The following is a 21,686-nucleotide window of genomic DNA, read 5'->3' on the forward strand; positions in this document are numbered from 1 at the left end:
GTGCAGGAGGTTCTGTTGTTGTCGGCTTCAACGTCCCGAGAAAACAGGGTAGCCTTACACGAAAGTTAATCCGTTCCCCCTGAAAGAACCTCTCATGCCTGAAGCTATCTGGATTTCTTTTGCATTTGGCCTTGGCCTGCTGATCAAGGCCGTAGGCCTGCCACCACTGGTTGGCTATCTGGCGGCCGGTTTTGTGCTCAGCGGTCTTGCCGCCAGCCCCTCTATCGGCATCTCTGCCGAGCCCACCGCTGTGCTTGCACATATCGCCCACCTGGGCGTACTGCTGATGTTGTTTACGGTGGGCCTCAAGCTCAAGCTTAAATCGGTTATCAGCCCGGAAGTGATCGGCGGCAGCCTGCTGCACTTTGCGATTACCTGCCTGGTGTTTACGCCGGGGCTCTACCTGCTGATGGATATAAGCTGGTATGTGGCGTTCATGCTGGCCGTTGCCCTCTCCTTCTCGTCCACCGTACTGGCCGCAAAGGTACTGGAAAACAAGCGTGAGCTCAGAGCCTTCCACGGGCGGGTGTCCATCGGCATTCTGATCATGCAGGACCTGATTGCCCTGCTTGTTATGAGCCTGGCAGCCGGCCAGACGCCTTCGCAGTGGGCACTGATTGTTTTCGGCCTGCCATTGCTGCGGCCACTGCTGTACAAGTTACTGGATGCCAGCGGGCACGACGAACTGTTGGTTCTTCTGGGCATGTTGCTGGCACTGGTTATCGGCGGTATGGGTTTTGAAGCGATCGGGCTCAGTTCGGAACTGGGCGCCCTGGTCTTCGGTGCCATTCTGGCGAACCACCCCCGCAGCCAGGAATTGGCGAAATCCCTCTGGAGCGTGAAAGAGATCTTTCTGGTCGGTTTTTTCCTGCAAATCGGTATAGGCGGCCTGCCCGACACCAACGCTGTTATTTTTGCCATTGTGGCGGCGCTGGTGCTGCCCCTCAAGGGCATCCTGTTTTTCTTCCTGATGCTGCTGTTCCGCCTGCGTGCCCGCAGTGGCTTTCTTACCGCACTGGCACTTACCAACTACAGTGAGTTCGGGCTGATCGTTGCCAGCATCGCGCTGCCGGAGTGGCTGATCCCTCTGGCAATAACGGTAGCGCTTTCTTTTTTGATTTCCGCCCCCCTGAACCGGCTCGCTCACCCACTGTACGAACGCTTTAGCCATCGCCTTGTGCGCCTCGAGAGCCACCAGCGGCACCCTGATGAACTACCCATCTCCCTGGGCGACACCCGTGTTCTGGTCATGGGTATGGGGCGCACAGGCACAGCCGCCTATGACTGGCTGCAAACTACGGAAGCAAGGCTTATGGCGCTGGATTCTGACCTCCCAAAGGTGGCACGACACCAGGCTAAAGGGAGGAACGTTGTCTATGCCGATGCCGAAGACAACACCTTCTGGGAAGCGCTTCATATGCCATCCGTGGAAGCGGTTATTCTTGCGATGAGCGATATAGAGGCCAAACTGATTGCAGCACGAATGCTGAGAAAGCTGGGCTTTACCGGCTACATTGTCGCCCACACCATGTACGCCGACGAAGCGGAACGCATCTGCGAAGCCGGCGCAGACGATGCTTATCTGACCATGAGCGAAACCGGCGTGGCGCTGGCCAGTCACCTGTTGGACAGGATTCCACCCGTACCGGCGCTGGTCTCAGACAAGGCGGGCTAAGCTCAGCCTGCGGACAGGGCACAGGTCCGGAAGCCGGTGTAAACATCGTTTCTCTGGGGCAGGTACGCCTGGCGGTAGGTACCACGAATCAGGCTGGATGATGTGGCACAGCTGCCACCACGGGTAACCTTGTGATCGCCGAACTGGAGCGTGGACATGAACGGATACATGTCCATGCAAAAGCCGTCGTAAGGAAAGAACTGGCTACTGGTCCACTCCCATACCGTGCCGATCATCTGCCGGCAGCCAAAGGGGCTGTCACCTTGCGGGTACTCCGTTACCGGGTTCCGGGCCATGGCGCTGGCGTTCATATCGGCGTGCGTGGCAGCCGGCGCCTCGTTGCCCCAGGGATACCTGCGGAAGGGCTCATCGTTGCGGTTAGCAAGCGCTGCCACTTCCCATTCGTATTCCGTGGGCAGGCGTCGCCCGGCCCAGCGGCAGTAGGCTTCGGCTTCCCAATAGCTGACATGGGTCACCGGAGCATCGGGGTTCAACGGCTGCCATTGATCGAATAACCGCTCTTGCCACTGGCCATCATGCCAGCGCCAGTACAGCGGGTGCCGGGGTGTTTGCAGCATCGGCCGGGGCGCGCATTGCGCCAATGCCACGTCGGTTGCTGTTCGCAACCATTTCTGACCACCAAACGACCACAGTTCCGGTTTCTGGTAACCATCGTCCTCGACAAAAGCCATAAACTCCTGATTACTCACCAGGCACCGGGAAATCGCGAACCCCTCCAGCCGCACCTCATGGCGGGGCTTTTCGGCGTCGAACGCGAAATCCTCATCCGCATAGCGCATGGAATTGCCGGGCATACCGATCAACCAGCGGCCAGCGGGAATAACCACATCCCCTCGCAAAGGCATGTCTGCCGCTGCTGCGGGGGCAAGACGCTGGACATTTGCACCCGCAGGCGCCGGATAAGCAACGGTCTGGCGGCACCACACCAGCGACTCTATGTGCATGTTCTGGTGAAAGATCGCATACCGATACAGGTAGAGGTCGCGGTCTGCCAGGGGCTTGCGCTCGATACGCTCCGCCATTTTGTTGTAGACATGATCGAAATAGGCCAGCGTCTTTTCAAGGCCGGGAAACAGATCCCGGCGCCAGCGATCCTGATGATCAATGTGGAACGAGTCCCAAAGGTCGTCCATGGAAGGATCAAAGCTGACATCGCCATCCAGAAGATTGAACACGAACACTTCGTAGAAAAAGGCGGCATGCCCCATTTCCCAGAGCGGCGGATTCACGCCCGGGTGATAGGGAACATCCAGCTGCTTTTCATCCAGGGTGATGATGAGTTCCCGGGTTCGTTTCCGCGCCAGCTCAAGCTCCGCCAGCAATTCAGCTTTTCGCATCTGTTCGGTTTCCATCATGGTTCGTCAAACGTGCCTCTTGCTTATACTATCAGGTCCAGACCAGCATAATGACCGGCACCGCAACGGCTGTGACAACGGCACTCAGGGGTAAACCGAGGCGCCAGTAATCACCAAACTCATAGCCTCCTGGCTCCATAACCAGGGCGTTGGATTGGTGACCAATTGGCGTCATGAACGCGCAGGAGGCGCCAACGGCAACCGCCATCAACACTGCATCCGAAGGTATCTGCAGTTCACTGGCCAGGCTCAGGGCAATAGGTGCGACCACAATCGCCGCCGCCGCATTATTGACTACGTTGGATAACAGTAATGTGCCCACCAGTATCATGACCAGCACGGAAGCTACCGACAGGTTCTCACCAAGCACCAGCATCTGAGCGGCTATAAGCCCGGCACCCCCCGTGGTTTCCAGAGCCTGGCCTACTGGTATCATGGCAGCCAGCAGCACAATCACCGACCAGTCGATTGACTTGTATGCTTCCGCTGCGGACAGGAGCTTGGCCAGCACCATGGTAACGGCACCGGCTACCAGGGCAACAGGTGCCGAGAGCAGCCCGGTAACAATGGCGGCAATACTCGCCGCAAAGATGCCGGACGCCTTCGCGGTATTGCGGGGAGAGCCCAGCCTCAGACCCCGTTCGGCCAATGGCAGACAACCCAGCTCAGCCAGAGTACCACTCAGCGAGTCCTCAAAGCCCTGCACAAGCAATATATCACCCGCGTTGAACCTGATGTCGCCAAGACGCCGTTTAAGCCGGTAACCCAGCCGCGCCACAGCAACAATATTCAGCTGGTAACGCTCCCGCAACTGCAGCCGGTTGGCGGTCTGCCCTACCAGCGAGGAGTCGTGAGCTATAACCGCCTCCACCAGGTGAAGTTCGCCTTTTGCTATCCGCATCGGCGCCGCCTTGTCGGTTTCGGCATTGTCGCTGCCGGCGGTCTTGGTTTCAGCGCTATCGCTGGTCTTGTCGCTACCATTTTCCACTTCCTCGTCATCAATGGCCTGTTGCGCAAGTTTCAGCCCCGTTTTATCAAGAAACGTCTGCAAACTGGTGGTATCCGCTTCAACCAACAGAACATCGCCCTCGCGTAAAATCTTGTATGTAGAGGGCACTGTAAGACGTTTCTCACCCCGGATCAGCGCGAGAACAACGATATCGGGCTCGTCTCCGGCGGCCGTTAACAGACTGTGCAAGGTCCCGCCCGCGTGCGGAGAGTCTGTTGGGATACGAAGCTCGGTAACGTACTCACCAATACTGAACAACTTGCTGTTAGCCGGGCTCTCTTCCCGACGGGGTGCAAGGCGCCAGCCGACCAGGGTAATGAAGGCGATCCCCGCCAGGGTAATTGCCACACCCACAGGGGCAAAATCAAACAGCCTGAAGGTGCCGCCCTCGCGGTAGGAGGCAATGATGATATTGGGCGGCGTACCGATAAGGGTCATGGTACCGCCCAACAACGACCCGAAGGCCAGCGGCATGAGCAACAATGAGGGGGAGCGCCCGGCTTCCCGTGACATCCAGATGGCGACCGGCATCAGTAACGCCAGCGCACCCACATTATTGATAAAACCGGAGCAAAGCGCGACCACGCTGGTCAGGGTAAGAACCTGAAGCGTCGGGCGATGGCCGATCCGGCCCAGCAGCCGTGCAATATTATCCACGACCCCGCCATTCACCAGCCCCTGGCTTATCACCAACACCGCCGCCACGGTAATCACAGCAGGATGTCCAAAACCGGCAAAGAGCTCTTCTGTTGGCACCAACCCGGTTATGGCGACCGCCAGCAGAGCGAGCATGGCTACCACATCAAAACGCAGGCGGTTCCACACAAACATGGCGAGGGTGGTTCCGAGTACCGCAAACACAATGCCTTGCTCGATACTCAAGGGTGACCTCCTGAGATTGGTTGAGTTACAGAATATATCAAAGCAAAGACAAAGTAGCGCAGACACGCGTTCACAGGTGAACACCGGCCCTCTGAATATGTCAGCGTTTTTTACAGTTCTTCGTTTGCGCCAAGTGCACGTCCTTCGCAAGCACTTGTATAACAATGCCTATGGGCGGCCTGGTACGTAGTCTGCGTGCAAGCAGAGAAGCAAAAAAACCTGTCTGTATCAGACAGTCATAGCTGGTCACACAGGACAGTGACCGGATTTTTCGTGGTTCCGGTTGACCAACGCAATCCTGGACGGCTGGCAGTCCCATTTCCGAGGCACTACTCCCCTGGAGGTTTGCCATGGTGGAAAAGAGACCGCTTGTTTGGTTATCAGCGGCAAACAGTAATAACTGCGTGCGAAAGGAACTGGAAGCAAACTGGAATCTGATTGATTTCAATCTTGACGAGCCGGTGCCCCTGTTCACCTGTGTTCCGGAAGGGGCCAGGGTGGGCGTGCTGGAATTCCCCAGTGTGCGTGGCGGGCGTATGCCCTGGCCGGAAAGCTGGCTCGAAATGCTGGACCTGAAATACTGGGTTGCCATAGCGCCCGAGCTGCCTGCCAACGGTACGCGGGCTGCACAGCTTATCAGCCGTTACTGTTCCGACTTCCATACACTGCCTGTGGACAGTCAACGCATCAGCATGGCGCTGGGACACCTCTGGGGTATGGCAGCAATTATAGAGCCTGCCAGCAGTTTTGTTCATGATGATTATCAGAATCTTGCACTGCTGGGCGACTCTCAAGCCATTCGGCATGTCCGCAGCCTGCTTCAGCGCTTTTCAACGACCCTGGAGCCGGTATTGATTTCCGGCGAAAGCAGCACCGGAAAAGAGGCTGCAGCCCGGTTTCTCCATTCACACTCCGCCCGTGCGGCGGGTCCGCTGGTTACGATTAACTGTGCGGCCCTGCCCACCAGTCTCACCCAGAGTGAGTTGTTCGGCTATGAAAAAGGTGCCTTTACCAGTGCGCTTAGTTGCCGACAGGGACGACTTGAGCAGGCAGATGGCGGCTCTCTGGTATTTTCCGGTATTAACGAGCTGAAACCCGAGCAACAATCGATAATCCTGCGTTTTCTCGAGGAAAGCCAGATTGAGCGTGTGGGCGGTAGCGCCCAGATAACGGTTGACTGCCGAATTATAACAACCACCAGCGAGCCCCTGCCTGATCTGGTTGCACTCGGTCGCTTCCGAAGTGATGTTTACTTCCGGCTTGGCAGCCTTGAAGTAAAGCTGCCTCCACTGAGAGACCGGCGAGAGGACATACTGACACTCGCCCGCTCACTGTTAGAAGCATTACCCCAGGGAGCTAATCCAAAACGGCTGAGCAAGGAAGCCAAAAAGTGCCTGCTTAGCCACTCATGGCCGGGCAACCTCCAGGAATTACAAAACCGGCTGCGACAAGGATGGTTGCTGAGCGAACGGTCTGTTATCCAAGCTTCGGATCTCGGGTTCAGCCCTCCGGGGTCAGGCGCCGATGCACTCTCCAGCCTCAGTCTAAAAGAGTTCCGCGACAGAGCCGACCGGCAGGCACTGCTGTGCAGCCTGCAACTTGCAAACCACAACATGTCTGAGGCCGCAAGACTGCTGAAAGTATCGCGGGCTTCCCTGTACCGCCTCCTCGACAGGCACAACTCGAATCCGCTTAACCACCCCGCCGACAAAAAGCCGGACCCGAAGGGAGATTGAACATGAAAGTCTATACCCCTGTGCTATTTGCTGTGAGTGCATGCCTGGTTTCTGCATCAACCATGGCAAAGCCGGAGCATGACGACGCTTCCGCTGCCCCAGGCCAGGCCGAACAGGATAGCGAACAGGCTACAGACATTGCCTCAATCACCGCTGATCGTGGCATTGTCACCCGGCCTGGTCGTTTCACCATCGAGCCTTCTTTCTCCCACGCCCACAGTAATGCTACCCAGGTTGCCGTAGAGGGCTATACCGTCATTCCTGCCCTGCTGATCGGCCTCATCAATATCTCGGAAGTACAGCGGGATATTTTTGTTGGGGCAATGTCACTCAAATATGGCTTCACCAGCCGGTTTGAAGCAGCGCTGAGAGTGCCCTACCTGAGCATCCAGGAAGATCTTCGGGAACGGGAAGCGTTTGAGGGCACCCCGGTAGATACCTTGCGGGAGTCTTCGGGCGAAGGCCTGGGAGACATCGAGCTGTCAGCCCGTTACCAGCTGAACGATGGCCTTGACGGCTGGCCCTACATCATAGGGTCGTTCCGGGTAAAAGCGCCTACAGGCGATAGCCCCTACGACGTTGACCGGCAGATTATTAACGATAGCCAGGGCAACCCCATAGGCGTTGAACTTGCAGAGCGGCCAACGGGCTCCGGCTTCTGGTCTTTCGAGCCGGGAGTATCATTCATCTATCCGTCAGATCCTGCCGTTCTTTATGGCAATCTCAGTTACGTTTACACCCTGAAGGACGAAAAAGGCTACGAGAATGGCAATACGGTTAACCCGGGGGATGTGGTGCGGTACGGGTTCGGCATGGGGTTTGCATTCAATGAACGGACGTCGTTCAGTCTGGGCTACGATCACTCGATTATCAGAAAGACCACCTACGAACGCGACATAGATCTGTTCAGCGCTAACTTTGACAGTATCCAGATCGGTTCATTGGCATTCGGGCTGTCTCAGCGGCTAACATCCAGCACAACCCTGAGCCTTACCGTCAATGTCGGAGTAACAGAGAATGCTCCGAACACTGAGATCACCCTGAAACTGCCAATCAGCCTCTAGTGTCCAAGAAACTGGAGGATGGGGGCCCGCAGGTTATCGGGGATTCGATAGCCTGCCCCCAGATTATTCAGTTCGATGTTCAGTTGCCGTGCATTCTGGATAACGGCGCTATTCAGGTCATTCTGGATCAGCGTCATCCACCCGCCATCGTTTGAGCTGGCTGAGACAAGCGCCTGCCCGTTCTGCCCGGAGTTGATAATACCAAGCACGGTCTCAACCCTGTGCGGCATAGCCTTACCACTGACCAACTGATTCAGATTCGGGATCGTCAGGCGATTGATCGCCAGGGTTTCGCCGTTCACAGAAACCACTTGCTCCAGCCCGATCGAGATCTCCAGATTGTCCAGACTGAAGCCACCCCTCTGTGCGGCCAGCTCATTGTCGCTCAGAGCCGGAGCTGAAAAAATTCCATCTGCCACTGCGGGCATTCCCGCAATTCCGAGAACAACGACCAGTCCTGTAATTGCACACCGCGGTAGGCTGACCATGGCGTTACCACTCCCTTGTTGATGGCCAATATGGCAGCGTATGACCGAGTGACGGCCCTTCCTGTGCTTTGAAAAGCGGTGCCCGGACAATCTGCGGCCAGTTTCCATCGGTGAGGAACCTGCTTCTTCCCTGCTGTATATTGCTGCGAATAACAAAGGCTGCGCCGTTCCAATACTCTTCAAACTCTGCTCTGGAATAGGCTTTAAGCCCCCGGGCCGGGTCGCCGACAAACACTTCGTCCTCACTGATCCCCTTGATCACAACAAAGTGCCGGAAACCGTTCAGATTCAAAAGAACAATAACCGGCAAGCGAACCTTGTCCCGCAGCCCCGTCAGTGGCATGCGAAAACCGTCAGCCTGATAACCTTCAGACTCCAGAAACCGTTTCATATCCAGCATGGAAAAGCCTTCCTTGCGAACCTTTTCCGGATCTGCCAACGAGAACATTCCGGAGAAGACTTCCTGCTCCGTGACTTCGTTATCGTAATGGTAGGTAAGTAGCGACGCGATCGCGGCAGAACCACAGCTGAAGTCGTACTGCTGCTGCATAACCGAGCTGAAACGCTGTTCCTTGAAACTGCGAACCTCCAACTGGAGTCCGCCATTCAGCCCCGGCAACATGACGGTGCCCGCAAAAGCAGTGGACCAGAGCATCGCAGCACCCGCTATGAATACAACAAGCCCCTGCTTCACCATGGCCCACCTCCTGTCAGCGATTGATAAGAATATTCACCTGAGTACTGTCCTGAATCACCACCTGGTTACCCGTGTTCTGGATGACCGTGGCAATACCACTCATATTCCCGAATGCGTGGTCTGAAATCATGTTGTTGCCGGTCATTGAAGGGCCCGACAAGGTATTTCCGGTGACCACCGCACTCTGTTGGTTGTCATTAAGCTGCACCTGGACAGGAATCCCCTGGCGACCACTAAACTGCTCCAGTTGATCTGCACTCATCGGGGCCTCGCTCATCCATTCTTCGGCTGCCATTCCGGCAACTGGCCCCATGACCATAATTAAACAGGCAATCCTCAGCATCCTTCTGATGACGTTAGTCATGACACGCCTCCCGGCAGAAGCCGGGCCACACCCTGAGGTGCGGCCCGCTTTGCTCACTGGGTGCCGCCGCCACCTGCGGACAGGTTGGACATGACACTCACGTTAGCCTGGGTAACACTGCCCACGCCGGCGTTCTGGGCAAAGGCACCAACACCGGTGAAGTTAGCCGAGCCTCCGGAGATCTCATTGGAAGCACTGACATTGGTGTAGGAATACCCACCGTTGGAATCACCATAGGTCACACTGGTGCCACTAACGCTGCCATTGAGGTCAGCATCATTCATGAACACCTCCAGCGAGAGATTCAGCTCGGTAACGCTGTTGTCAGAGCTGTCACTGCTGTCGCTGTTGTAGGAATCCGTGGCATTGGTGGAGTTGTCTGAACTGTCACTGTTACCACTGTCAGCGATCTTGAATGAATCATTGACATTGGTGCTGTTGTCGGAGCTATCCGAATTATCGGAGTTGTCCGAATTGTCGGAGTTATCCGAATTGTCGGAGTTATCCGAATTATCCGAGTTGTCGGAATTGTCGGAATTATCCGACGCATTGGTATTGCCACTGTCGGCAATTTTGAATGCGTCATTCACGCTTGTGCTGTTATCCGAGTTGTCCGAATTGTCTGAATTGTCGCTGTTATCGGAATTATCTGAGTTGTCAGACATATCATTTCCGCTGTCAGCAATCTTGAACGAGTCGGCAACATCGGTGCTGTTGTCTGAGTTATTCGAGTTGTCGGAGTTATCAGAGTTGTCGGAAGCATCGGAATTATCCGAGTTGTCCGAGGCATTGGTATTACCACTGTTGGCAATCTTGAACGCATCGGCAACATCCGTGCTGTTGTCTGAATTGTTCGAGTTATCAGAGCCGTCCGAGTTATCGGAGTTATTGGTGTTTGTGGAGTTGTTATTACCAGAGTCGGTATTGCCTGACTGATCGTTGTTGGCAGTGGAAGTATTATCCGCATTGGTGTTCGGATCCCCGTCTCCACCTTGCGCCGCAAAGGCGAAACCGGTAACACCCAGGCTCATTGCGATAGCAGCAGCCAGCAGTCCTTTTTTGGTATTCATGATGTCGTTTCCTTCTAGGTTATTGGCTTTTCCAGGAATCCGACCCAACCCGCTAACCTCCGAGCAAGCCAAGGTCCAGACCCATAACACGTAGAAAGCGATTCCCGTGCCAGAATAAGGCGACTGCAACCAAGCCTATATTTTTAAAGGGTTTTCAGGCTGGCGCTGCGGGAAGACCCGCCCTTGCGAAAACAGGAACTGTTCCAGGGATGACACAGCGTGAATGAGGGAAAAGCAGTAATAAGGCAGTTTTTCCACAATTTCAGCTACATACAAAGAACCTGCAGTGTAAAAAACAAAAAACCCCGCAAACTGTTTCCAGCTGCAGGGTTTTTGGGCCCCGGAATAAACCCGGGAGCGGGCACTACAAACCGTTCAATTAACCAAACTGGTTCATGGTGTTGTCAGCGCCACCGGCTTTCAGCGCAGCGTCACCTGCGAAGAACTCCTTGTGGTCGTCACCGATGTTGGAACCAGCCATATCCTGGTGCTTGACGGTGGCAATACCCTCGCGGATTTCCTTGCGCTGAACACCGGCAACGTATGCCAACATGCCTTCGTCGCCGAAGTAGCCTTTCGCCAGGTTGTCGGTAGACAGGGCTGCAGTGTGGTACGTCGGCAGAGTGATCAGGTGGTGGAATACACCCGCTTCACGGGAAGCGTCACGCTGGAAGTTACGGCACCACTCGTCAGCCAGCTTGCCCAGTTCGGTGTTGTCGTACTCTTCGCTCATCAGGTTGGCGCGGTCGTAGGCAGATACGTCCTTGCCTTCTTCCTGCATGGCGTCGAATACCTGCTGACGGAAGTTCAGTGTCCAGTTGAAGGACGGGCTGTTGTTGTAAACCAGCTTGGCATCGGGAACCACTTCCTTGATGCGGTTTACCATACCCGCGATCTGACCCACGTGCGGCTTCTCGGTTTCGATCCACAGCATGTCTGCGCCGTTCTGCAGGCTGGTGATGCAGTCCAGAACAACACGGTCTTCACCGGAACCTTCCTTGAACTGGAACAGGCCGGAAGCCAGACGCTTGGGCTTGACCAGCTTGCCGTTCTGCTTGATGACAACGTCGCCGTTGTTGATGTCTTCAGCCTTTTCGATAACATCGCCGTCAATAAAGCTGTTGTACTGGTCACCCAGGTCGCCGGGCTCGTCGGTCACGGCAATTTGCTTGGTCAGGCCAGCACCCAGGGAGTCTGTACGGGCAACGATAACGCCGTCGTCAACACCCAGTTCCAGGAACGCCATACGTACAGCGTTGATCTTGGACAGGAAGTCAGCGTGGGGAACGGTTACTTTACCGTCCTGGTGGCCACACTGCTTCTCGTCGGAAACCTGGTTCTCGATCTGGATGCAGCAGGCACCCGCTTCGATCATCTTCTTGGCCAGCAGGTAGGTGGCTTCGTCGTTACCGAAACCGGCGTCGATGTCCGCGATGATGGGCACAACGTGAGTTTCGTGGTTGTCGATCTTCTTGATCAGCTCCTCAGCCCTGGCAGTATCGCCCGCCTTCTCGGCAGCTTCCAGATCACGGAACAGGTGGTTCAGTTCCCAGGCATCTGCCTGGCGCAGGAAGGTGTACAGCTCTTCGATCAGGCCGGGAACTGCGGTTTTCTCGTGCATGGACTGGTCAGGCAGAGGACCGAACTCGGAACGCAGAGCGGCAACCATCCAGCCCGACAGGTACAGGTAACGGCGCTTGGTGGAACCGAAGTGCTTCTTGATGGAGATCATTTTCTGCTGGCCAATAAATCCGTGCCAGCAACCCAGGGACTGGGTGTACTTGGAAGAATCGGCATCGTAGGCAGCCATGTCTTCACGCATGATTTTTGCGGTGTATTTGGCAATGTCCAGGCCAGTCTTGAATTTGTTCTGGGCGCGCATGCGTGCAACGTGCTTGGGGTTGATGGCGTGCCAGGTCGGGTTCTGCTTCACGATGGAGGCAATGGTATCGACGTCTTTTGCGTAAGGCATGATCTCGATCCTTAGAGTGTTAATGAAAAGCGGTTAATAACGACAGCCTGGACAAAATACCAGACTGACGGGTTGTGTTGTCGAGTACTTTAGTAGCTTCGGATTTATAATTGAAATTTATATAATCTATTTCCAGCATTTTTCCTGTGAATACCAAAACAGAGCCTTACCACTCGACTTCCTCACTGGGTCCGGTCATTTTATCCATCCTGCAACGTGCTATGATTCAGCCGTCTGACCAGAATCATGGGCCCCAAACCCACGGACTACAGGGGTAGTCAGTGTACTATATCCGCGCTTTCGGCCAATCACTGCTGCACGCACTGAAAAATCTGTTCCCGATTGTGGTCGTTGTGGTGTTCTTCCAGCTTGTTGTCCTGCAACAAATGCCGGACAACACCCTGAGTATGGCCATTGGCCTGCTGATTGTCGCCGTCGGTGTAGCCCTGTTTCTCCAAGGCCTCGAGTTGTCCATTTTCCCGGTAGGAAAAAGCCTTTCCAACCAATTTGCCAGGAAAGGGTCAGTCCCCGTCCTGCTCTCGTTCGGCTTCGCCATGGGGTTTTCCGCTGTTATCGCCGAACCTGCTTTAATTGCTGTGGCCGAGCAGGCCCAGGGCATCAGTGAGGGCAAAATCAACGCATTCACCCTCAGGCTTCTGGTTGCCACCTCCGTTGGCCTGGTCATTGCGCTTGGTGTATTCCGGACCATCTTTGGTTACCCGCTGCACTGGTTCATGATTACTGGCTACATCACGGTGGTGGTGGTGACCTGGTTTGCCCCGCAGGAGATTGTCGGCCTGGCTTATGATTCCGGCGGGGTCACCACAAATGTTGTCACGGTACCGCTGATTACCGCATTGGGCATTGGTCTGGCGGCCTCTATCCGTGGCAGGAATCCGCTTACCGATGGCTTTGGCCTGGTTGCACTGGCCGTCATGGTGCCGATGATTACGGTTCAGCTTTACGGGATTGCGGTCTACAACGGTGACGGTTCAGACGGCGCGTTGTTAATGGTGCCCCAGTATGAGAGCGAAACCATTTCCGGCTTTCTGAAAATGCTTGTGGAGCTGGCGGGAATGCTCAAGGATGTAGCGCCCATCATTCTGACCATCCTGTTCTTCCAGTACATTGTGTTACGTCGCGGGCTGGCCAACCCGCCCAAGATCCTGTTCGGCTTTGTCCTTGTTATTCTCGGCCTCTACGCTTTTGTCGTGGGCCTGAGGCTGGGTCTTTTCCCGATTGGCACCAGTATGGCGGAACAGCTGATCGAGCAGGAGCGTTTCGGCTTTATCTATTTGTTTGCTTTCATGATCGGGTTTGCCACCACCCTGGCGGAACCGGCTCTGCTTGCGGTCGGCAAGCAGGCGGAAGAAGCTGCCTCCGGACGAATTAACGGCAACGCAATCCGGCTACTGGTTGCGCTCGGCGTGGCCACCGGCATCACCATTGGCGTACACCGGATCATTGCTGGCGACCTCATGCACTACTACATTATGAGTGGCTATACACTGGTGATCATCCTTACTGTTCTGGCGCCGAAATACATTGTGGCTCTGGCCTATGACCTGGGCGGAGTCACCACATCGGAGGTCACTGTGCCACTGGTGACCGCGCTGGGCATCGGGCTCGCATCCAACATCGAGGGCCGCAGTGTTCTGATTGATGGTTTCGGGCTGATTGCCTTTGCTTCCATGTTTCCCATTATCAGTGTGATGCTATACGCCATTACCATGCAATGGCTGGTAGATCGAAGAGGGCTGAGCTCATGAAATTTTCCGTATTAGTAGCGATTGTTCCGGAAGACCAGGAACAGGAATGTATCGATACTGCCCGTGAAACGGGCGCTGGCGGCATCACCGTGATGTCTGGCCGGGGTATAAGCAACACTGCCAAAAAGACCTTCTTCGGCTTTACCTATGACGGCAGCCAAAGCGTTCTTTTGATGGTGCTTGAAAAAAGCTTGTCACTGCAGGTTCTGAAAGCAATCCAGCGCTTGCTGATGCCGGCGGAACATGATTCCCAGGGCCTGGTCTTCACCCTTCCGCTGGAGCATCTTGGCGGCATTGACGTGTCCCAGTTCCAGAAATTCGAACAGCACTTGAAAGACAATCTCTGAGGAGCTTCAGGCATGAAACTGGTTAAAGAGGTGATGGTAAGCAACGTAATTTGTGTGTCCCCTTTCGCCACGCTGCGCGAAGCCCTGCGGCTGATGAAGAAACACGGCGTAAAATCCCTGGTGGTCGAGAAGCAGCATCCCAGCGATGCCTACGGGCTGATCACTTACACCAATGTTCTGAAAACCGTGGTGGCCGAACAGGGCGACATCGACCTGCTGAACGTGTACGACGCCTGTGCCAAACCCGCTCTGGCTGTAGGCAAAAGCCTGGAGGTACGACAGGTTGCAGCCTTGATGACCGAGCATCGGGTGAAGCGCGTTCTGGTGCTGGAGGATAATGACCTGCTGGGTTTCGTTGCTATGGATGACATTATGACGGTGCTGCTGGAGCAGGTTGACTAGTGCAACACTGCATCACCTCACAGGCGCGGAAAATCAGGGATTGCTGAAGCAATACCGGGCCTTGATGCACCGAGCCCGATAGCGATGCCCCTCAACTTAGTGATAAAACCACAATCCGGTCTTCGGCCTTCAGATCCAGCAGTTGTGTTCTCCGCGGGTTCATCTGCAGATGCCGCCCGTGTTCATCGGCCGCCACCCTGAACACACCCAGCGCGATCTCTCCCCGGTTGGCGACGACCTTCTCCAGCAACTGGAAATCAAAACTGGCTGGCAGCGGGTAATTCCGGGGGTCACGAAACTGGATTTTGGCTCCGCCCACCGTAAACAACTCATCCAGCACCACCCGGAGTTCCCGGCGCAGGGCCACCTGTGCCAACACGTGGCTCAGAATCATCGGGCTGATCAGCATTTCGCTCTTGTGGCCAAAAAGCAGATTTCGGTTATCAGGATCACTCAGTTCCATGATTACCTGCGGCCTTTGCAACGACTCAGCCAGGATATCTTCCAGTTGCAGGTAACCCACCATGGCACGGGCATCTGCCTCTTCCCCGGAACCAATGCGGTCGCTGCTCAACAGCATGACGGTATCATAGCCGGCAGGATCCAGTTTTCTGAGGTCTTCCTCCACCATGTAATCGGCTTCCAGCAAGCGACCGTTGACCTTGTCCAGATCAACGCCATAACGGGCAATCTCCCGCTGTCGCTCTTCCAGTGGTGTGGCCGACACCATGTCCAGCTCAAAATGCCAGTCGCCATAACTGCCAAACTCCGCCGCCAGGCTGGGTACTTTGCGATTCCAGCCCAGCACCAGTACTCGATGGGTGCCTTGTGTCCTGTGCTTTAAAACCCGGGCATTGCCACGCTCAACCCGCGCCAGCGGTTCGGCTTTAGGATCTGCGCCGGTGTGCCGGTAATCGCGGGCGAGCAAAACCACGCGATCTTCATGGCGAACGACAGTGTCAGACGGGGCCAGCAAATTTACTTGCCAGCCACCGCCGGCGGCGGGATGAAGCAAGCCAAGAACAATCGCATAGGGTCTTTGTGTCGCAAGTTCCGCCAAAGTCAGGCCCTCTGCCGTTTCTCCACCACGCACAAAAATCTCGTTACCGTCTCCAGCGGTGAGCAGCTCGTTGTAGACTTCCGACAGATCGGGATGTAATGCGTTCTGCACCATCAACCTGCTGATGGTGACATCGCCCGCCACCACTTCCACGGCACCCGGGTAGGCACGCTCGATCACCCGTAATTTACGCATGTCCTGAATCTCGGCCACCACAAACGGCAAAGGAGCGTTCAGATGCCGGGCCTGCGCCGCAATGGAGAGGAGTGCCTTGACGGTTTCCACATCGGAGGTCACCAGGCTGCCAGCACTGTGCACCTGGCTGGGCACAATCACTGCCGCGGCATCCAGGCAGGCCACCCGGTGCAAAGCATCGGGCTGGATGGCCGAGCCACTTCGCAAAATAACCTCACGCGCCCGGCGGCCCACACCCGGCTCGATTCGCAACTCGTGCAACTGTGCTGCACTGACTTCTTCTGCCAGAACCACCAGGCGGAGTTTCTGGGTGTCATGCCTCTCCAGAAACCGGCGCATACGGCCCGAGGAGCCCAGTAACTCCGAAAGCAGTGGCAGGGTCTGGCTGGTCCAGCCCAGGACTACCACATGGTTTTTCAGGGGAACCGGGGTTAGCCCGCGTTCGAGGTCTGCCATTTTGGCAATCAGCCAGCGGGTCAGAATGGCCACCAGAGTGCCCATGAACACCACATACCCGCTGATGGTCAGCAGGGTTGAGACAAGGCGCTGCCAGGTGCCTACATCGTCACCCAGATAACCCGGGTCGGTGAGACGCAGAAAAGCCCACCAGACAGCGGATCCCGGATCATCAAACTCACCTCCCTGGGGCACCACCAGCAGGCCGCCAATGAGGGAAATCAGGCCGATTAGCACACCCACCACCAACAGCTGGAAACCGGCGCCTTTTACCAGCTGTCGCTCAACAATAAACTTCACCCGGTCGACTACACGAAAAGGCAGCATGGCGGTCTTTTTCATCAGTTTGATCCGTTAGGCCGTAAAGGCGTTGAACTGGCCCGGGCTATGGATGACAAAGGTAAGGCCAGTGCCTCCCGCAGCGACGAAGTAAACTGTAAAACCCCTTCCACAGGCCCAAGGCCGCCGCGGGCGAGCGTGCGCTGAGGCTGGGTCTGCAGGTCGGCAATGACGATGCGGGTGCCGTCATTCTGGCAGGTGGCAACCAGCTTATTGAGGGCTGACAGGCCACCCGCATCCAGAACCGTAACGCCATCCATGTACAGGATGAACCCCTCTACGTCCCGGGAAAGCTCTGCGAGTTCGCCGAAAATCCGGTCTGCCGCCGCAAAAAACAACGGGCCGTTAATTTTGAAGACCCGCCAGCCCGCAGGCAGATTCTGGTCACTGACCCGCTTGCCCGTGGTGATATCGGTTACCTTGGTCATCTCGGCCATTTCGCGCATGAATAACACCGCGGCCAACAAAACGCCGGTGGTAATGGCGATCACCATATCCAGCGCAACTGTAAGGGAGAAGCAGGTGAGAAATACCAGTACATCACTGCGTGGCGCGGTTTTCAGCAGACGCACAGCCTTGGGCGCTTCACTCATGTTCCAGGCCACCATAATCAGCAAAGCTGCCATGGCGGGCATCGGCAGGTAGGCCAACAAGCCCGCCAGTGATACCAGGGCCAGCAGAACCACTACCGCATGAACCATGGCGGCAACCGGCGATTCCGCGCCGGCACGGTAGTTTGCAGCAGACCGGGCTATGGCAGCCGTGGCGGTAATGCCTCCGAAAAACGGCACAATAATGTTGCCCAGGCCCTGCCCCATCAGCTCACTGTTGGCGCTGTGGCGCTTACCCGTCATACCATCGAGCACTACGGCACAGAGCAGGGACTCAATCGCGCCAAGCATGGCAATGGCAAACGCCGCCGGCAATAGCTCCCGCACCATGTTCCAGGACAAGCCGATTGCCTCACCACTGGCATCCGCCTGCTGCCAGGGCCAGGCAAACTCCGGCAGAAACGGCGGGATTCCGGCACCTGTGCCGCCATCCGGCAGTAAATAGCTGAATCTTGAACCTATGGTGTCCACGCCGGCGCCATTGGCATTGAGCCAAAATGCCAGCAAGCTGCCAATAATTACCGCCGGCAAATGAGGCGGCACCGGAGTTTTCAGGCGCGGCCAGAGCAGCATGACCGCCAGCGTAACCACGGCAACCAGCGCGCTCATGGTATCCAGTGCGGGAAAACTCTGCGCCAGCACTGCCAGCTTGTCCCAATAGTGCTCAGGCATACTCTCTACCGACAGGCCAAAAAAGTCTTTTACCTGCAGGGTTGCAATGACTACCGCTATACCGCCGGTAAATCCGAGGGTGACGGATTCGGGTATGTACTCAATAAAACGGCCCAGCCGCATGACCGCCATGATCACCAACAGAACACCGGACATCAGGGTTGCCAGCAAAAGGCCACCAAGGCCGTAGCTCTGGGCGATGGGATAGAGAATAACAACAAAAGCCGCGGTGGGGCCGGAGACACTGAACCGGCTGCCACCCGTAAGGGCGATAATAAAACCGGCAATAAAGGCTGTATAAAGACCATACTGGGGCGCAACGCCACTTGCGATAGCCAGCGCCATGGCAAGGGGGATGGCGATAATGCCCACTGTAACGCCAGCCATGAGGTCCCGCAGAAAGCGGCGGCTGTTGTATGGCTGGTCAATGCAGGCTTCCCGGAAGGCGTGGGCAAGCCGAAGTGAAAAAAGATGAGCTCGATGGGGCATACTGGCCTCGTGTCTGGGAATTCATACAAGTAGCGAGGCCCTACATCATATATAATTTTGCCATGAAAAGATCATACGTCGCCGTGCTGGCTATACTGATCAGCGGCCTGACCGGGTGCGCAGCCATGACACATTCCAGCGAGAGCCATACCCTGGCAAGACCACAAACCCTTTACGAGACGCGCCTGATTGATGCCGCTGACGGCACCAGGCTAAGCGTGGATTTGCTGGGCCAGAGGCTTGCCCTTGCCGATGTGGTGGTGATTGGCGAATACCACGGCCACCAGGCTGCACATTTGTTGCAGTCGCAGATACAGGCAGCGCTCTATCGCCGGCAACCGCGGCAGGTGTTGTCCATGGAACAGTTCAACCTGGACAACCAGCCCGCTGTGAATGCCTACCTGAGCGGTAAGACCGGCGAAACCGAATTCATTGAGGACAGCAACGCCTGGGATAATTACCGCGCTTCCTATCGCCCGCTGATCGAATTTGCACGCCAGCAAAACCTGCCTGTGGTTGCCGCCAACGCCCCCGCCGCCATTGTACGCTGCGTTGGTCGCACAGGGCCGGGTTACCTGGATAAGCTGTCTGCAAGCGAACGGGCACAATTGCCCGACAACCCGTTCATGGACACGCCCGCCTACCGCAAAAAATTCGATGCCGCAATTGCCGGCTCCCACGGCGCAGCGGATGAAGCCATGGGCAAGCGCATAAACAACACCTATAAAGCCCAGCTACTGCGGGACAACACCATGGCAAGCCGCATACTCGCTGCCCTGGATGCGCACCCTGGCGCCCAGATTGTTCACACCACCGGCACATTCCACAGTGAAGAGCACCTCGGAACCGTTGCCCTGCTCAAACAGCGGGCCCCGGACGTTTCGGTGGCCGTGATTTCACCGGTAATATGGCCGGCGAATGCCGAAAAGCCGCCCTTGCATGAGAACCGCAACAAAGGCGATTTTCTCTACTTCATCCAGCCTTTGCCGGAGGAGTTCCTGGATGAAGACCGCGAACATAAAGCGATGTCTGCAAGATTCCGACGACCGCCTGAAGACAACTGCCCGGGAGATTCTCGATGAAAGTGATTGTTGCCCTCATTCTGGGTTTCAGCGCCATTATTTCAGCCTCACTTATCAGTGAAGGCCTAACCGATCTGCGCACCGGTGATCGTTACGTAACCGTGAAAGGTGTAGCGGAGCGTGAAGTCACTGCCGACCTGGCCCTATGGCCGATCCGTTTTGTGGCCACCGGCGCCAGCCTGAGCGATGCTCAGGAAAAAGCCCGCAGCAGCCGCAACGCCATCATGGCGTTCCTGAAACTGCAGGCCATCAGTGACAGCGCAGTGGAACTGCAGCGGCTGGACGTGACCGACACCAGGGCCAATCCTTATCAGGACAACAATAACGAGCAGAAATTCATCATCAGCCAGACCCTGATGGTGCGCAGCGAAAATATTGAGAAAATCCGCCAGGCCGCTCAGGGTGTAAGCGATCTGGTGGATTCCGGCGTGGTGCTGTCATCCGACTACGGCCCGAGCGGGCCGGTCTATCTGTTTAACGGACTGAACGATATAAAACCCGCCATGATTGCAGAAGCAACCGCTGCCGCCCGTGAAGCTGCCAGCCAGTTTGCGAAGGACGCCAAAACCGAACTGGGTGATCTGCGCCGGGCCAATCAGGGCGTATTCCAGATACTGGCCCGGGACCAGGCTCCGGGAGAGTCCCAGCAACAGCAACCGGTAAAAACGGTGCGAGTGGTTTCAACCGTTGAGTATTACCTCCAGTAATGCCCTCAGGGATCATACCCGGGAACCCAGTAACCTTGAGCGCTCCTACTGGGTCCGCACCATCTCGTCAGTAACCTGATATTCACCCACCAGCCAGCGCAGTATTTCGCTGGCGGCCGGGTGATCATAGGCATCGTAGGTGCGCATCAGGCTTTGCCGCTTTTCCTCGCTGATACGCCCAAGGCCTGCATCCTGCAACACCGGCAGGTCGGCATGGAGCTGTTCTGCCATCTCCCGCCCAAGCACTTCCTTTGCAGCCTGGCGAAATGCCTGCCCGTACTGGTAATCGGAACCCTGGCGATAGGACTCGGCCAGGGTTATTGCAGGAATAGTGGTTAACGCCGGCTGCAGCGCCGGGTTAATGCCATGGCCAGACAGATAGGCGCCGTTCGCCGCCGGGCGACCGGTAAATGCCCGCAGGTGCAGGTGCTGTGACATGCGATCACCGTCATTCACCGGGTAGTTGTCCCAGAGCACAGGCTTGCGCCCGAGCCGCTCGCTTACACGTTTGAGGTGGCCGGGAGAAATCTCTCTGGAGCACACTTCCTCTCCGGTCCAGAACACCTGAATTTCATGGTTCAGCAGTCGACCAAGGGTCTCCAGATAAGCTGACGGACGCTCACCAAATGCCCGGTCCAGCACAGGGTCGTCAGAATAATAACTGGGACATATGGAAAGCAGGGGTGCCTGGGTACGTTCGCGAATCCAGTGCATGATCTCCACCTGGGTTTCCACTAGCGCAGGCGTATCGGCACGCATGTCGTCGAACAGAATGGCCAGTTCATCCAGGCCGATGCGATCAAGCAGTTCAAGCTTTTTCGCGAGTGCCTGCCGGGCAGCATCGTTAAATCGGTTGAAGATCTTGTATGGACTCAGCCCGACGCCAAAACGCAGCCCATGCTTGCGGCAAAAGCGACCGAACTCCGCCAGCTCCGATGCCATTTCCGGCGGGTGGGGTTCCTGCCAGCGCCGGCGCAGAAAAGCGTCGGCTTTGGGTGCATAAAGATAAAAGCCGTAACCGTGCGGCGCCAGCGCACGCACCAGCTGTTGTCTTTCCTGCCAGTTCCATACTGGCCCATAGAAGCCTTCGATAATGCCCAGTGTTGTGCTCATAACCCTCTCCCTGATGTATTACCACATGGTATACCTACGGCAAGCGAATGGTATATCGCATCCGTATTCCCCACGGCAATAGCCGGCTACTATATACAAAACCATCACGGA

At 56.2% G+C, this 21,686-nt stretch carries 18 protein-coding genes; 8 read left to right on the top strand and 10 right to left on the bottom strand.

Going from position 1 to position 21,686, the window contains the following annotated elements; translation table 11 throughout:
- The first annotated feature begins 94 nt into the window (after nt 1-94).
- Entirely contained in the window at nt 95-1,675 is a 1,581-nt protein-coding gene (locus CDH48_RS11625; RefSeq protein WP_100688915.1) for a cation:proton antiporter family protein, read from the top strand.
- Between the two features lie 2 nt (nt 1,676-1,677).
- Here the strand turns inward: CDH48_RS11625 and senA are convergent, their stop codons facing one another.
- Together senA and CDH48_RS11635 are read right to left on the bottom strand one after the other, a co-directional pair.
- On the bottom strand, nt 1,678-3,033 hold the full coding sequence (gene senA, locus CDH48_RS11630; RefSeq protein WP_100689057.1) for a selenoneine synthase SenA: 1,356 nt from the start codon (nt 3,031-3,033) through the stop codon (nt 1,678-1,680).
- 49 nt (nt 3,034-3,082) lie between these two features.
- The gene (locus tag CDH48_RS11635; protein WP_100688916.1) at nt 3,083-4,942 is read right to left on the bottom strand and encodes an SLC13 family permease; all 1,860 of its coding nucleotides are present in this window, start codon (nt 4,940-4,942) and stop codon (nt 3,083-3,085) included.
- 404 nt (nt 4,943-5,346) lie between these two features.
- On the opposite strand from CDH48_RS11635, the gene CDH48_RS11640 reads away from it, so the two are divergent.
- Together CDH48_RS11640 and CDH48_RS11645 are read left to right on the top strand one after the other, a co-directional pair.
- Entirely contained in the window at nt 5,347-6,678 is a 1,332-nt protein-coding gene (locus tag CDH48_RS11640; protein WP_198515499.1) for a sigma-54-dependent transcriptional regulator, read from the top strand.
- A 2-nt stretch (nt 6,679-6,680) separates the two neighbouring features.
- Entirely contained in the window at nt 6,681-7,742 is a 1,062-nt protein-coding gene (locus CDH48_RS11645) for a transporter (RefSeq protein ID WP_157807824.1), read from the top strand.
- Here CDH48_RS11645 and CDH48_RS11650 read toward each other — a convergent pair.
- From CDH48_RS11650 to CDH48_RS11670, 5 genes are all read right to left on the bottom strand, one after another.
- Nucleotides 7,739-8,161 carry a hypothetical protein gene (locus CDH48_RS11650; RefSeq protein ID WP_157807825.1) on the bottom strand — a complete coding sequence of 141 codons (423 nt, stop codon included), beginning with the start codon at nt 8,159-8,161 and terminating at the stop codon, nt 7,739-7,741. The two genes, CDH48_RS11645 and CDH48_RS11650, sit on opposite strands and share 4 nt — an antisense overlap.
- A gap of 73 nt (nt 8,162-8,234) precedes the next feature.
- On the bottom strand, nt 8,235-8,927 hold the full coding sequence (locus CDH48_RS11655) for a C39 family peptidase (RefSeq protein ID WP_227521061.1): 693 nt from the start codon (nt 8,925-8,927) through the stop codon (nt 8,235-8,237).
- A 13-nt stretch (nt 8,928-8,940) separates the two neighbouring features.
- Entirely contained in the window at nt 8,941-9,291 is a 351-nt protein-coding gene (locus CDH48_RS11660) for a hypothetical protein (protein ID WP_100688919.1), read from the bottom strand.
- A gap of 53 nt (nt 9,292-9,344) precedes the next feature.
- Nucleotides 9,345-10,361 carry a hypothetical protein gene (locus tag CDH48_RS11665; RefSeq protein ID WP_100688920.1) on the bottom strand — a complete coding sequence of 339 codons (1,017 nt, stop codon included), beginning with the start codon at nt 10,359-10,361 and terminating at the stop codon, nt 9,345-9,347.
- Between the two features lie 379 nt (nt 10,362-10,740).
- A complete protein-coding gene (locus tag CDH48_RS11670; RefSeq protein WP_100688921.1) occupies nt 10,741-12,333 on the bottom strand; it encodes an isocitrate lyase in 1,593 nt (530 codons plus the stop codon).
- A gap of 281 nt (nt 12,334-12,614) precedes the next feature.
- On the opposite strand from CDH48_RS11670, the gene CDH48_RS11675 reads away from it, so the two are divergent.
- Genes CDH48_RS11675 through CDH48_RS11685 form a run of 3 tightly spaced genes read left to right on the top strand, consistent with a single transcriptional unit; the run spans nt 12,615 to nt 14,851 of the window.
- The gene (locus tag CDH48_RS11675; protein ID WP_100688922.1) at nt 12,615-14,102 is read left to right on the top strand and encodes a DUF1538 domain-containing protein; all 1,488 of its coding nucleotides are present in this window, start codon (nt 12,615-12,617) and stop codon (nt 14,100-14,102) included.
- Nucleotides 14,099-14,449, top strand: coding sequence for a transcriptional regulator (locus CDH48_RS11680; RefSeq protein ID WP_100688923.1), 351 nt, complete (start codon nt 14,099-14,101; stop codon nt 14,447-14,449). Before CDH48_RS11675 ends, CDH48_RS11680 begins: the two co-directional genes overlap by 4 nt.
- A 12-nt stretch (nt 14,450-14,461) precedes the next feature.
- Nucleotides 14,462-14,851: a CBS domain-containing protein gene (locus CDH48_RS11685; RefSeq protein ID WP_100688924.1), complete on the top strand. Its 390-nt coding sequence runs from the start codon at nt 14,462-14,464 to the stop codon at nt 14,849-14,851.
- Between the two features lie 91 nt (nt 14,852-14,942).
- Here CDH48_RS11685 and CDH48_RS11690 read toward each other — a convergent pair whose 3' ends face one another.
- A complete protein-coding gene (locus tag CDH48_RS11690; RefSeq protein ID WP_100689059.1) occupies nt 14,943-16,889 on the bottom strand; it encodes a CASTOR/POLLUX-related putative ion channel in 1,947 nt (648 codons plus the stop codon).
- 14 nt (nt 16,890-16,903) lie between these two features.
- Nucleotides 16,904-18,673 carry a C4-dicarboxylic acid transporter DauA gene (gene dauA, locus CDH48_RS11695; protein ID WP_100688925.1) on the bottom strand — a complete coding sequence of 590 codons (1,770 nt, stop codon included), beginning with the start codon at nt 18,671-18,673 and terminating at the stop codon, nt 16,904-16,906.
- Between the two features lie 125 nt (nt 18,674-18,798).
- Here dauA and CDH48_RS11700 point away from each other — a divergent pair, with 125 nt between their 5' ends.
- Together CDH48_RS11700 and CDH48_RS11705 are read left to right on the top strand one after the other, a co-directional pair.
- Nucleotides 18,799-19,755 (top strand): ChaN family lipoprotein, encoded by a 957-nt coding sequence (locus tag CDH48_RS11700; protein WP_100689060.1) that lies wholly within the window; start codon nt 18,799-18,801, stop codon nt 19,753-19,755.
- Nucleotides 19,752-20,462: an SIMPL domain-containing protein gene (locus CDH48_RS11705; RefSeq protein ID WP_100688926.1), complete on the top strand. Its 711-nt coding sequence runs from the start codon at nt 19,752-19,754 to the stop codon at nt 20,460-20,462. The genes CDH48_RS11700 and CDH48_RS11705 overlap by 4 nt, the downstream gene beginning before the upstream one ends.
- A gap of 45 nt (nt 20,463-20,507) precedes the next feature.
- Here the strand turns inward: CDH48_RS11705 and CDH48_RS11710 are convergent, their stop codons facing one another.
- Entirely contained in the window at nt 20,508-21,575 is a 1,068-nt protein-coding gene (locus CDH48_RS11710) for a beta-N-acetylglucosaminidase domain-containing protein (protein WP_100688927.1), read from the bottom strand.
- Nucleotides 21,576-21,686 lie beyond the last annotated feature (111 nt).

Origin of the sequence: Marinobacter aromaticivorans, from assembly GCF_002806975.1 — a bacterium.
Lineage (GTDB): Bacteria > Pseudomonadota > Gammaproteobacteria > Pseudomonadales > Oleiphilaceae > Marinobacter > Marinobacter aromaticivorans.